This window comes from Slackia faecicanis, assembly GCF_003725295.1.
GTDB lineage: Bacteria > Actinomycetota > Coriobacteriia > Coriobacteriales > Eggerthellaceae > Slackia > Slackia faecicanis.
Window position 1 is genome coordinate 1 of sequence record NZ_QICB01000008.1, and the last position, 12,799, is coordinate 12,799.

General features: G+C 61.7%; 10 protein-coding genes and 4 tRNA genes. 1 reads left to right on the plus strand and 13 read right to left on the minus strand.

The window, feature by feature from the left end; genetic code table 11:
• Positions 1–175: 175 nt before the first annotated feature.
• The 4 genes from rplI to rpsF all read right to left on the minus strand — a co-directional run bounded on the left by rplI (position 176) and on the right by rpsF (position 1,827).
• A complete protein-coding gene (rplI, locus tag DMP07_RS08040; protein WP_123198640.1) occupies positions 176–706 on the minus strand; it encodes a 50S ribosomal protein L9 in 531 nt (176 codons plus the stop codon).
• A gap of 9 nt (positions 707–715) precedes the next feature.
• Complete coding sequence (rpsR, locus tag DMP07_RS08045; RefSeq protein WP_123198683.1) at positions 716–976, minus strand: 30S ribosomal protein S18; 261 nt, start codon at positions 974–976, stop codon at positions 716–718.
• Positions 977–1,026: 50 nt separating this feature from the next.
• Entirely contained in the window at positions 1,027–1,470 is a 444-nt protein-coding gene (locus tag DMP07_RS08050) for a single-stranded DNA-binding protein (protein WP_123198641.1), read from the minus strand.
• A gap of 63 nt (positions 1,471–1,533) precedes the next feature.
• Positions 1,534–1,827 carry a 30S ribosomal protein S6 gene (rpsF, locus tag DMP07_RS08055; RefSeq protein WP_123198642.1) on the minus strand — a complete coding sequence of 98 codons (294 nt, stop codon included), beginning with the start codon at positions 1,825–1,827 and terminating at the stop codon, positions 1,534–1,536.
• A gap of 339 nt (positions 1,828–2,166) precedes the next feature.
• Between rpsF and DMP07_RS08060 the strand changes: the two genes are divergently transcribed.
• On the plus strand, positions 2,167–2,640 hold the full coding sequence (locus DMP07_RS08060; protein WP_123198643.1) for a hypothetical protein: 474 nt from the start codon (positions 2,167–2,169) through the stop codon (positions 2,638–2,640).
• Between the two features lie 178 nt (positions 2,641–2,818).
• Here DMP07_RS08060 and DMP07_RS08065 read toward each other — a convergent pair.
• From DMP07_RS08065 to gyrB, 9 genes are all read right to left on the minus strand, one after another.
• Positions 2,819–2,911: transfer RNA gene (locus DMP07_RS08065), tRNA-Ser, on the minus strand.
• A gap of 165 nt (positions 2,912–3,076) precedes the next feature.
• Positions 3,077–3,168: transfer RNA gene (locus DMP07_RS08070), tRNA-Ser, on the minus strand.
• 129 nt (positions 3,169–3,297) lie between these two features.
• Complete coding sequence (locus tag DMP07_RS08075; RefSeq protein WP_244594951.1) at positions 3,298–4,491, minus strand: peptidylprolyl isomerase; 1,194 nt, start codon at positions 4,489–4,491, stop codon at positions 3,298–3,300.
• A gap of 353 nt (positions 4,492–4,844) precedes the next feature.
• Complete coding sequence (gene typA, locus DMP07_RS08080; RefSeq protein WP_123198645.1) at positions 4,845–6,656, minus strand: translational GTPase TypA; 1,812 nt, start codon at positions 6,654–6,656, stop codon at positions 4,845–4,847.
• The gene (locus tag DMP07_RS08085; protein WP_123198646.1) at positions 6,656–7,189 is read right to left on the minus strand and encodes a J domain-containing protein; all 534 of its coding nucleotides are present in this window, start codon (positions 7,187–7,189) and stop codon (positions 6,656–6,658) included. The genes typA and DMP07_RS08085 overlap by 1 nt, the downstream gene beginning before the upstream one ends.
• 207 nt (positions 7,190–7,396) lie before the next feature.
• Positions 7,397–7,472, minus strand: a tRNA-Ala gene (locus tag DMP07_RS08090).
• 67 nt (positions 7,473–7,539) lie between these two features.
• Positions 7,540–7,616: transfer RNA gene (locus DMP07_RS08095), tRNA-Ile, on the minus strand.
• 273 nt (positions 7,617–7,889) lie between these two features.
• Complete coding sequence (gene gyrA, locus DMP07_RS08100) at positions 7,890–10,466, minus strand: DNA gyrase subunit A (RefSeq protein ID WP_123198647.1); 2,577 nt, start codon at positions 10,464–10,466, stop codon at positions 7,890–7,892.
• A gap of 299 nt (positions 10,467–10,765) precedes the next feature.
• On the minus strand, positions 10,766–12,715 hold the full coding sequence (gene gyrB, locus DMP07_RS08105; protein WP_123198648.1) for a DNA topoisomerase (ATP-hydrolyzing) subunit B: 1,950 nt from the start codon (positions 12,713–12,715) through the stop codon (positions 10,766–10,768).
• Between the last annotated feature and the right edge of the window lie 84 nt (positions 12,716–12,799).

Below are 12,799 nucleotides of genomic sequence, written 5' to 3' on the forward strand. Positions count from 1 at the left end.
TTTTTGACGGCCTGAACATCGTCAATATCCGACGGAAAGGTGGTTTTGTAAAGCAGATTGGGTACCACCCGCAAAGCGGGTGGTTGTCTCGGCGCGGCTACGCGCGCGCCAGGCTGAAGCCATTAAATAAAAAACGCCCTGCATACGCAGGGCGTTTCAGTAAGCGGTAGAAGCGCTACTCGGCAGCTTCCTCGGTAGCCTCGACGGCCTCTTCGGCGGTCTCGACTTCCTCGACGACCTCTTCAGCAGCCTCTTCGGCGATAGCCTCGCCGACGATGAGGTTGAGGTCGACCTTGATGTCGCGGTAGATGGACAGGGCCACGACATGCTCGCCAGCGGTCTTGATGGCCTTCTTGACCTCGAGACGCTTGCGGTCGATTTCGATGCCCAGCTCAGCCTTGACGGCATCGGCGATCATGGCGGCGGTCACGGAACCGAAGAGGACGCCCTCTTCGCCGACCTTGACCTCGACCAGGATCTTCTTGCCCTCGAGGGCAGCCTTGAGAGCGTTGGCATCGGCGATGCGCTGCTCTTCGCGCTTGGCGATGTTGTCCTTGCGCTGCTCCAGCTGCTTCAGGTTGCCCTTGGTAGCAAGGACAGCCATCTTCTGGGGGCCCAGGTAGTTGTTGAAGAAGCCGCGGGCGACCTCGACGACGTCGCCTTCGCCACCCTTGCCCTTCAACTCGGTAAGCAGGATAACCTTCATGGAAACCTCCTAGCGGTTGCGACGATCGCCGCGGCCGCTGACAGCAGGCACCGTGTAAGGCATGAGAGCCATTTCACGAGCGTTCTTGATAGCGGTGGCGATATCGCGCTGGTGCTGGACGCAAGCGCCCGTCACGCGACGGGGCTTGATCTTGCCACGATCGGTCATGTATTTGCGCAGCATAGCCGTGTCTTTGTAATCGACGTACTGCGTGTCCTCTTTGCAGAACTGGCAGTACTTGCGGCGCGGCTGCTTGGTGTATTCAGCCATGATTTCCTCTTTCAAATCCTTTTAAGATACTGTTGTCGGTGGTTCGCAGGTTAGAAGGGGATATCCTCGTCGTAGACGGAGGTATCCACCGCGGGGGCTGCGGGCATCGCCGCGGGGGCGTATGTCGGGGCGGACATGCGCGGCATGCCGGCGTTGCCGCCGCCATCGCGCGAAGCCATGAACTCGATCTCGTCGACGATGACTTCGATCTTGCTACGCTTCTGTCCGTCGCGCTCCCACTGGGACCAACGAAGCTTTCCTTCGATGGCAACCTTGGAACCCTTGCTCAGGAAACGAGAGACGCTTTCGGCGCGAGCTCCGAACATCGTGCAGTCGATGAAGTTCGGGTAATCCTCCCATTCGCCCGTCTGCTGGTTCTTGCGACGGTCGTTGACCGCCACGCCGAAGCCGAGAACAGGAAAACCGTTCGCGGTCTGACGCAGCTCGGGGTCGCGCGTGAGGTTGCCCGATATGACCACTTTGTTGATGCTCATTGCTCTTCCTCATTCCTTACAGCAACGAGGGCGTGCGCCCTCAATCCGATAGCTCGATCGCGATTAGTCGCGATCGGCGCGGTGGACGATCTTGTGGCGGACCACCGCGTCGGTGATGCGCAGCACGCGATCCAGCTCCGCGATATTAGCGGGATTTGCGTGGAAATCGATCAGGGTGTACTCACCCTCGGTCAGGCCCTCGACCTCGAATGCAAGCTTGCGCTTGCCCCAGTCCTCGACGTTGTCGACCTTACCCTCGCCCTCGGCGATGGTGGTCTCGATACGCTTCATAACTGCCAAACGGGTTTCGTCGTCGATCGTAGGCGCGACAAAGAACAACAATTCATAAGCCTTCATTATGTCACCTCCTCTGGACTTACGGCCCCGGGACGCATGAAGGCATCTGCCCGGGACAGGAAACCTGGCTATAGTACCAGCAAGACAGGCCCGATGCAAATACAAAATCCCACGTCGGTGCGCACATCACAACTTGTCCATGAGCATAGCCTCGCGACCCGGCCCGTATTTCGCGCATCGCCGGCCGCGCTCCGGCCGCGAAATGCCTCCGGCGCGGTTCATTTCGGGTTTCCCTATGCACGAACGCGCGCCGAAAGGAAAACGCGGCGGCGGTCTTTTATACTTTTTGGCGAACGAAAGCCGCGGCGACAAAGGCGCCGCACGGAAAAAGGAGATGCCATGGCTGACAGGAATGTCGAAAGCGACACCATCGGAGTGCCCCAGCTCGACGAGACCCTCGAGGTCTTGCTGCTGCAGACGATCGAGGAAGCCCAGCAGCGCATGGACGACGGCGAGGACGTCGTTCCCTTCACCGCCCTACTGATCGGCGAGTCGGTCTTCGAGGAAACCCACACCGGCACGACCGACGAGTGCTTCGAGTCCGCCCAGAACACCATCGAAGGCGCCGAGGGCGCGCGTGCGTACGCGTTCTGCTACGACGGCTACGTCGAAACCGATGACGGCGACAAGGACGCCATCATCGCCGAGGGCGGCATGGCGGGAGACGCTGCAGGCGTCGCCGTGGGTCTGCTCTACACCGAGGGCGAGAACGGCATCGAGTTCGAAGAAGAGGTCTGCTACATCGCCGAGGCCCCGAACTTCCTCGCCGGCAAAGAGCCCGTCTCCGACATCATCGAAGACGACGAGGAGTAATTTCACGCCCGTCTTCGCCAAGCCCGCCGTTTTCGGCGGGCTTTTTTTCTTCAGGGCGAAAGCAGCCGGGTAGGAAGTTTCGAAAAAACGTCGGCGCGCGCGACGTTATCGGTTCGAATCCCGTTGACCGGAAATAAAAAAACAGGCCCGAGCTCTCCCGGACCTGTTGCATTCGTTCTGGCGGAGGAGGAGGGATTCGAACCCTCGTCACCCGGGTTACGGGTGAAACGGTTTTCGAGACCGCCGCATTCAACCACTCTGCCACCCCTCCGCAGGGTGGCATGGCATCTGCCATGCGCAGTAGTGCATAGTAACAGGTTCGACAGAATCGGACAAGTGTTTCACGTGAAACGCCATGGGGGCCCGATTCCATAATGCGATCCAGCCCACCTCTAGCGTAAAAAAACGCCGCTCTTGCGAGCGGCGTAATGAATTCTGGCGGAGAGATGGGGATTCGAACCCCAGATACGCTTTTGGCGCATACACGATTTCCAATCGTGCTCCTTCGGCCAGCTCGGACATCTCTCCGTATTCGATTGGCTGCATATCTCATGCAGCGGCAATAAAGTATAGCAAAAGCGAGAAAAAATACCAGCCCTATTTGAAAATAAATAAGACCGCTCGCAAGCGGTCTTATTCGATGGCGTTAAACCGGAACTAGCGCGCAGTGGTGGCGCCGTCGGTCTCGGGGACCTGGGCAGATTCCGCAGCGGCCTCTTCGGCGGGCTCGGCCTGCTCGCCCTCGGCGGCATCGCTGGATTCGGCAGCGGCATCTCCGGCCGACGCACCGCCGGGAACGCCGGGAGCGGCCGTGTCCTCAGGGGTGGTCGGGGTCACGCCCGTGGTGTCGACGTTGTAGGAAACGTCGGAGGGCATGTCGTTGATCACGATGTCGGCGGCCTCCTTATAGCCGGCGTACCAATCGGAATACGCCTGGCTCCTGCTGGAGGACTCGATCGACTTCTTGATGCCGTCGCTGAACTCCACGGGGATCTGGTCGACGGAGGTCACCTCTTCAGGAGCGGTGAACACGTCGGTGCACTTGATGATGTGGATGCCGTAGTTCGTGGTGACGAGTCCGCTCACCTGGTCCTTCTCAAGGCCGTCGAGAGCGGTCTGGTATTCCTCGACGAACGTGGTCAGCTTATCCCAGCCAACATTGCCGCCGTCTTCCTTGGAGCCCTCGTCGGTGGAGTACTGCTTCGCAGCCTCGGCGAAATCGAGCTCGCCGGCGTTGATCTTATCGAGAACCTCCTGAGCCGTGGCCTGCTCCTCGGAAGCGAACAGGATGTGGCTGGACTTCTTGGCTCCGTCATAGGCGGAAGCGTACATCTGCGCGTACTGCAGCATTTCCTCTTCGGTGGGCTCGGTGGGCGCCGCGACCTTGTCCATCAGGCCGGCCTCGATGAGGTTCAGCTTGATCATGTCGCGATAGCGGTCCTCGGTGACACCGACGGCCTGGAGGGCGTTCTTCCACTCTTCGTCGGAGGAGTAGTAGCCGCGCATGGTGGAAATCTGCTCGTCGACCTGGGCATCGTCGACCACGACGCCGTTCTCTTCGGCAGCCTGGCGGATGAGCTCCTGGCTCACGTAGTAGTCGATGACTTCCTCGCGGACGGCGGTCGCATCGAGGCCGTTATCGACCATCCACTGGGCCCAGTCGGAATCTTCCGTAAGGCCGTTGGACGAACGGAAGCTGTCGACGTACGCGGTAATCGCCTTCTCGCCGAGCTCGACGCCGTTCACCGTGGCGGCCACGCCGCCGGAAACGTCATTGATATCGGCGCCCGAAGAATCGGCGTTCGATTCGCCCGAGCACGCCACAAGGCCGAGCCCGCACGTAACCGTCAAGGCCGCAACGCACGCAGCCCTCAACAAGCCAGAAGTTTTCATGAGTCACACCTCTCGAAACAATAATGCCAAGGGAAACCATCCCTTCGCTACAGCGATGGGTATTGTGCCATACGCCCTGAAAGCCGAAATAGCGTCCACAATACACCCACAACGACGGCTGTTTTTACCCGAAAAAGAGTATGCGACATGCTATTTCACCCGATACGGCGGCTTTTTCACCCCTGAAGGGCGAGCCCGGGCGCCCCTTCGCTTCTTCGTCCCGAAACGAAAGGCCGGGCCGGAAAGTCTGACTTTCCGGCCCGGCCCCGTCGGCCGCCTGCCGCGGCCTGTCGCGCGATGCGGTTCGCGCGTTATTTCTTGTTGGCCTTGCGGCGGTCGACTGCGGACAGCAGGCGCTTACGCAGGCGGATGCTCTGAGGCGTGACCTCGACGAGCTCATCGTCTTCGATGTACTCCAGCGCCTCTTCCAGCGTGAAGGTGATCGGAGGCGTGAGCTGGATCGCCTTGTCGGCCGACGAGGAGCGCTGGTTGCCCAGAGACTTCGCCTTCTCGACGTTGACCACCATGTCGCCTTCCTTGGCGCTCTCGCCGACGATCATGCCCTCATAGCACTCGTCGCCGGGGCCGACGAACAGACGTCCGCGCTCCTGCAGCGTGTCGAGCGCGTATGCGACGGCCTTGCCGGTGCTCATGGCGATCATGCCGCCGTTCTTGCGGCCGGTCATTTCGCCGGAGTAGGGGCCGTACTCGCGGAAGTGGTGGAACAGGATGGCCTCGCCGTGGCTCACGTTGAGCACGCGGGTCTTCAGTCCCATGGTGCCGCGAGAGGGGATACGGAAGGTGAGGTGCGTGGCGACCTCGTCGGTGACCATGTCTTCCATGATGCCGCCGGCGGTGCCCATGACCTCGATGACCTTGCCCGCGTAGTCGTTGGGAACGTCGACGGTCGCTTCCTCGATCGGCTCGAGCTTGTTGCCGTTCTCGTCGACCTTATAGACGACCTGGGGACGGCCGACCTGGAACTCGAAGCCCTCGCGGCGCATGGTCTCCATGAGAACGGACAGGTGCAAAACGCCGCGGCCTGCGACGCGCACGCCAGAGTGGTCCTCGGTCTCCTCGATGCGCATGGAGATGTTGCTCTCCTTCTCGCGCATGAGGCGCTCTTTCAGCTGGCGGGCGCCCACGATATCGCCTTCGCGGCCCACGATCGGACTCGTGGAGGCCTCGAACACGACGGCCATCGTGGGCTCTTCCACGGCGATGGGGTCGAGCTCGACGGGATTCTCGCGGTCGGTGATGATGTCTCCGATGTCGGCATCCTCGATGCCGATGACGGCGATGATATCGCCGGCCTGTGCCTCGGGAACCTCGTTCTTGCCGAGATTCTCGAAGGTGTACACCTTGCGCACCTGGGCGTTGTATTCGGAGCCGTCGGCCTTCTTCACCAGCACGAGTTCCTTCTCGTGCATGACGCCGCTGTGCAGGCGGCCGATGCCGATGCGGCCCTCGTAGCTGCTGTGGTCGATCGTGCAGACCTGCAGCGCCACGGGGGCGTCTATTTCGACCTCGGGAGCGGGGATCTCCTTAAGAATGGTGTCGAGCAGCGGGATCATGTCCATGTTGCCGTCTTCGGGGTCGAAGCGGGCGTAGCCGTTCACGGCCGAAGCGTAGACCACGGGGAAGTCGAGCTGCTCGTCGTTCGCGCCGAGCTCGACCATGAGGTCGAACACCTTGTCGACCGCGGCATGCGGGTCGGCGTTGGGGCGGTCGATCTTGTTCACCACCACGACGATGCGCAGGCCGAGCTCCAGAGCGTGCGAAAGCACGAAGCGGGTCTGGGGCTTGGGGCCCTCGTAGGCGTCGACGATTAGCAGGGCGCCGTCGGCCATGTTGAGGACGCGCTCGACCTCGCCGCCGAAGTCGGCGTGGCCCGGGGTGTCGATGACGTTGATCTTGGTGTCTTTGTACTGCACCGAGATGTTCTTCGACAGAATGGTGATGCCGCGCTCGCGCTCCTGGTCGTTGCTGTCGAGCACGCGCTCTTCGACCTGCTGGTTGCTGCGGAACACATTCGCGGCGAACAGCAGGCGGTCGACCATCGTGGTCTTGCCGTGGTCGACGTGCGCGATGATGGCTACGTTACGGATGTTTTCTTGCTTCATCAGTCTTCTTCCCAATCTTGTTCAAGCTGGCGTTTCTGCATGTCTATCTCTTTGAGGTGATCGTTGATGGTGGAGATGTTCTGGCACGCGGCGATCACCGAAACGATTCCCCAGACGATAAGCGCGCCCGCAATGCCTGCGATCCAAATGACGCGCCTTCCGAGGATGGCCCCCGCGGCGCCGACGGCCATCATGATGACGGCGTTGCGGCGTTCGTCGTACAAGGCGTCGCGCTGGGCGACGAGCTGCGTTCTGGCGGCCGCCAGACCGGCAAGCTGGGCCTCCACGTAGGAAACCGATCGAGACGACCGGGCGGAACCCGACGCCTCCTTCGACCCGCGACCCGATTTGAGGAATTCATAAGCATCCTGAAGGCGCTTGAACTGCTCGGTCGCGCGTTCCTGAAGCTTTTTATTGCCCGCGAAGCGGTCGGGGTGGAAGATCTGCACGCATTCTTTGTAGGCGGTTTTGATGTCTTGGGCCGTGGCGTCGTCGTCGAGGCCGAGAATATTAAGCGCTTCGATGCGATTCACGCCGCTCCCTTCGTTTCTTTCGCCTGTCGTTTTTTGCGACGCGCCATTATAGCATCGGGCGAGGTAGCGCGATAATTTTGCAGGAAAAGCCCGGAGAGGCGACAAATAGCGAGCCGAAGGAGAGGCGAGGATCGCCAGAAGGGGAGGCGGGGATGTCTCGAGAAATAAAAAAAAATGCAGGCTCGAATGAACCTGCATCGACATGTATGGTGGAGCTTAGGGGGATCGAACCCCTGACCTCAGGCTTGCAAAGCCCGCGCTCTCCCAGCTGAGCTAAAGCCCCGGAATGGCACTTACAATAAACGCTCCACCGGCTCGTGGCTCACGGTGGAGCGTCTATTCATTACGGATGGTGGGCCTGACAAGACTCGAACTTGTGACCTCACGCTTATCAGGCGTGCGCTCTAACCACCTGAGCTACAGGCCCGCAACGAAAGTGCTCCGCTATAATAAAACAGACTTGCACGTTTTGGCAAGAACAATTTTAAATTTTTTTCCAATTGAATGCGGAATAGTCTCTGACCTGGGGAAATTGTCAAAACAAATCGGAACACCGCTGATCGGCCTCCCCTGCGGCGGCTCTGGCATGACGCGAATCGCGCGCTTCCAGCAAGCAAAAAGCCGGCCCTGGAAACCCAGGGCCGGCTTCGAATACCGTGCATATCCGGCTCGAAGCCGGCCTATGGAAGGCTGTACGGCGCTAGTCCCTTTCGGCGCCCGACAGCTCGTCGTCGTCATCGTCGGCGGCGTTCGATGCCACTTCGATCAGCGACGTCTGGTTCGGGTCGGGCTCGACGGACTCGGCGGCCTTCTTCTGGCGCCTCTTCGTCGAATCGGTGGCGATGGCCACCGCCGTCACCTTGTCCTCGTCAGCCACGTTCATCACGCGCACGCCCTGGGTCGAGCGGCCGAGCTGGCTCACGTCCTCGACGGGGGTGCGGATCACGACGCCCTCCTCGGAGATGATCATGAGCTCGCTTGAAGGCTTCACGACCTTCATAGCCGTCAGCAAGCCCTTCTTCGCCGTCATCGTGATGGTGAAGACGCCCTGGCCGCCGCGATGGTGCTCGGGGTATTCCACGACCGGAGTCCTCTTGCCGTAGCCCTTCTCGGTGATGACGAACAGCTCGGTATCGGGCTTGGCGATTTCCATGCCCAAGACCTTCACGCCCGCAGGCACCGTCATGCCGCGCACGCCCATGGTGTCGCGACCCATGGCGCGGGCCTCGGACTCGTCCCACATGATGGCCTTGCCCGCGCTCGACACCATCATGACCTTCTCGCCCTGCTTCACGCGGCGCACGGCAATCAGGCTGTCGCCGTCTTTCAGGTTGATGGCGATCAGGCCGTCGCGGCGCGTACGGTCGTACAGGCTCATGGAGGTCTTCTTCACCATGCCCTGCTCGGTGCCGAACATGAGGAATTCGTCCTCGGGGAAGTCCTTCGTGGCGATGATCGCCGAAATGGTCTCGCCCTTGGCGAGCGGCAGCAGGTTCACGATGGCCGTACCGCGCGCGTGGCGGCTCGCCTCGGGAAGCTCGTAGACCTTCAGGCGATATACCTTGCCCGCCGTGGAGAAGAACAGCATGTAGCTATGCGTGGACGCCACGAACAGGTGCTCGACGAAGTCGTTGTCTTTCAGGTTGACGCCCTGCATGCCCTTGCCGCCGCGCTTCTGCTGGCGATACGTGGCCACGGGCAGGCGCTTGACGTAGCCGGCCTTGGTCACGGTGACGACCATGTCCTCTTCCGCGATCAGGTCCTCCACGTCGAGGTCTTTGGCCTCGGCGGCAAGACGGGTGCGGCGCGGGGTATCGAACTTGCTCTTGATCTCCTGCAGCTCTTCCTTGATGACCTGGCGCATGAGCGCCTCGTCGGAAAGGATCTGCTTGTAGTAGGCGATCTTCTCGCGCAGCTCGTTCAACTCGTCCTCGAGCTTGTGACGCTCCAGGCCGGTCAGGCGGCGCAGGCGCATCTCGAGGATCGCGGCCGTCTGGGCCTCGGACAGAGAGAAGCGCTCCTGCAGCTTGGCGGACGCCTCTTTGTCGGTCTGAGAGCCGCGGATGATGGCGATGACCTCGTCGATATGGTCGAGCGCGATCAGCAGGCCCTCCAGGATATGGGCGCGCTCCTCGGCCTTGCGCAGGTCGAAGCGCGTGCGGCGGATGATGACATCCTCCTGGTGCTTGATGTAGTGGAACAGCATCTCCTTGAGCGAAAGCGTATGGGGAACGCCGTCCACCAGAGCGAGCATGTTCACGCCCCAGCCCACCTGCAGCTGGGTGTGCTTGTACAGCTTGTTGAGCACCACCTGCGGGATGGCGTTCTGCTTGAGCTCGATGATGATGTCGACCGGGCTGTTGCGGTCGGCGCCATCGTGCACGTTCGAGATCTCAGGGAGCTTCTTCTCGCGGATCAGCTCGCCCAGCTTGGTCATCAGGTTGGTGCGGTTCACCTGATAGGGAATCTCGGTGATGACGATGGAGCTCTTGCCGTTCTTGCCCTCGACGATCTTGTGCTTGGCGCGGATCGTCAGGCTGCCGCGGCCGGTTTCGTAGGCGTCGATGATGCCCTTGCGGCCCATGATGATGCCGCCGGTGGGGAAGTCGGGGCCGGGGAGCACCTTCATGAGCTCCTCGGTGGTGACGTCCGGGTTGTCGAGCATCAGGCACGTGGCGTCGATCGTCTCGCCCAGGTTGTGGGGCGGGATGTTGGTCGCCATGCCGACGGCGATGCCGTTGCTGCCGTTAACGAGCAGGTTCGGGAAGCGCGCGGGGAGCACTTCGGGCTCCTGCAGGCTCTCGTCGTAGTTAGGGCGCCAGTCGACCGTCTCCTTCTCGAGGTCGCGCAGAAGCTCCATGGCGGGCTTGGCCAGACGGGCCTCGGTGTAACGCATGGCGGCGGCGGAGTCGCCGTCGATGCTGCCGAAGTTGCCATGGCCGTCCACCAGGGGAACGCGCATGGAGAAGTCCTGGGCCAGGCGGACCATGGTGTCGTACACGGCGGAGTCGCCATGCGGATGGTATTTGCCGATCACGTCGCCGACCGTACGCGCGGACTTGCTGTGCGGACGGGAGGGCGTGATGCCGCTATCGTACATAGCGTACAAAATGCGGCGATGCACGGGCTTGAGGCCGTCGCGCACGTCGGGAAGGGCGCGCGACATGATAACGCTCATCGAATATTCGAGAAACGACGTGCGCATCTCCTTGCCAAGCTCGGCGGATTTAATTCCGGACGCTCCGGAATCGATATCGTCGAAGTTCTGTTCAGCCACGATTCTTCCTCCAAAGTAGAAGTCGTAGGTTCGTTAATCACAAACGCGAAACACGCGATGTTTCACGTGAAACAAAGCGCCGGACCGCAGGGCGGCGCCCCTCGGAAGGAGCGGGCGCCCCAGTTCGGCGGTCACGCGCCCGAGCGCCGCGGCGGCGAAGCCGCCCGATGCGAACGCGACGCGGCCTTCCCGCTGAAAGCGAAGGGAGGGCCCGCCCGACCGACGGGCGGGGCAAGGCGCAGAGCCCGGCCCCGCCGCGAACGGGCGCATGGTCCCGCGGCTCTCGAAAGCCGACGGGGCTAGATGTCCAGGAAGCGCACGTCGCGAGCGTGCTTCTGGATGAACTCCTTGCGCGGCTCGACCTGGTCGCCCATGAGCTCGGACACGGCCAGTTCGGCGGCGGCGGCGTCTTCGATGCTCACCTGCAGAAGCGTGCGGGTCTCGGGCTCCATCGTGGTTTCCCACAGCTGCTCAGGGTCCATCTCGCCGAGGCCCTTGTAGCGCTGCATGTCGTATTTGTCGGCGTCGGCGCCGAGCTCTTCCATGAGCTGGTCTTTCGCCTCGTCGTTGAAGAGGTACTTCAAAATCTTGCCCGATTTCGAATTCTTCTTCTTCAGGCCGTACAGCGGCGGCTGCGCAATGTAGATGTAGCCGCGGTTGATCAGGTCGGGCATGTAGCGGTAGAAGAACGTCAGCAGCAGGCAGCGGATATGCGCGCCGTCGACGTCGGCATCGGTCATGATGATGATGCGGTGGTAGCGCGCGGCGTCGCCGTTGTAGTCGTCGCCGATGTTCGTGCCGATAGCCGTGATCAGGCTGGAAATGGTATCGCTCGACAAGGCGCGGTTGAGGCCGGCGCGTTCGACGTTGAGGATCTTGCCGCGCAGCGGCAGGATGGCCTGGTATTTACGATCGCGCGCCTGCTTCGCCGAACCGCCTGCCGAGTCGCCCTCGACGATGAAGATTTCGGAGAGCGAGGGGTCTTTGCTGGAGCAGTCGGCCAGCTTGCCAGGCATGCTGAAGCTGTCGAGCACGCCCTTGCGGCGCGTCATCTCGCGAGCCTTGCGGGCGGCCTCGCGGGCCTTGAGGGCCTGGGTGGCCTTGCCGATGATGCGCTTCGCCGGAGCGGGATTTTCTTCCAGGAACTCGGCGAGGCCCTTGGTCACCGCGCCCTGAACCAGGCCGCGGATCTCGGTGTTGCCGAGCTTGGTCTTGGTCTGGCCCTCGAACTGCGGGTCGTGCAGCTTCACGCTCACGACGGCGGCCAGGCCTTCGCGCGTGTCGTCGCCCGAAAGGTTGTTGTCCTTCTCCTTCAGAATGCCGTGCGAACGCGCGTAGTCGTTGATCGTGCGCGTCAAGGCGTTCTTGAATCCGTCGAGGTGCGTGCCGCCCTCGTGCGTGTTGATGTTGTTGGCGAAGGCGAGCACGCCGCTCGAAGAGTAGCTGCTCGACCATTGCATGGCCACCTCGACCGTGCCGTCGTCGCTTTCGGCCTCGAAATAGATCGGCTTGTTGAGCGTCTCTTTGCCTTCGTTGAGGTATTTCACGAAGTCGACGATGCCGCCGGCGTACTGGAACGTCTCGCTTTTCGGCTTGCCGTCGGCGTCGGGCACGCGTTCATCGGTCAGCTCGATATGCAGACCCTTGTTCAAAAACGCCATCTCGCGGAAGCGGGTGGCAAGGGTGCCGTAATCGTAGACGAGCGTCTCGGTGAACACCTCGGGGTCGGGCCAGAACGTCGTCTTGGTGCCCGTGCCCTCGGCATCGCCGATGCGGTGGAGCTTCTCGACCGTCTTGCCGCGCTCGAACGCGATGGCGTACACGCCGCCGTCGCGCTTGACCTCGACCTCGAGGCGCGTCGAAAGCGCGTTGACGCAGGAAACGCCGACGCCGTGCAGGCCGCCGGACACCTTGTAGCCCTCGCCGCCGAATTTGCCGCCGGCGTGCAGGATCGTCAGAACGACCTCGACCGTCGGGATCTTCTCTTTGGGGTGCTTATCGATGGGGATACCGCGGCCGTTGTCGACGACCGTGATGGAATTGTCTTCATGGATGGCCACGTCGATCTTGGTGCAATAGCCGGCCAAAGCCTCGTCGACCGAGTTGTCGACGACCTCGTAGACCAGATGATGCAGACCGCGCGGACCGGTGGAACCGATGTACATGCCGGGACGCTTGCGGACTGCCTCGAGGCCTTCGAGCACCTGGATGTCCGAGCCATCGTAATGGCCGGGATTCTTCTGTGCCACGTGCCTACTCCTTTTCAAGTTCGTCTGATGGGTTGACACGCTGTCGGGGAAAGCGACGGGTGGACGGAGGCCGGCGCGAGGGCG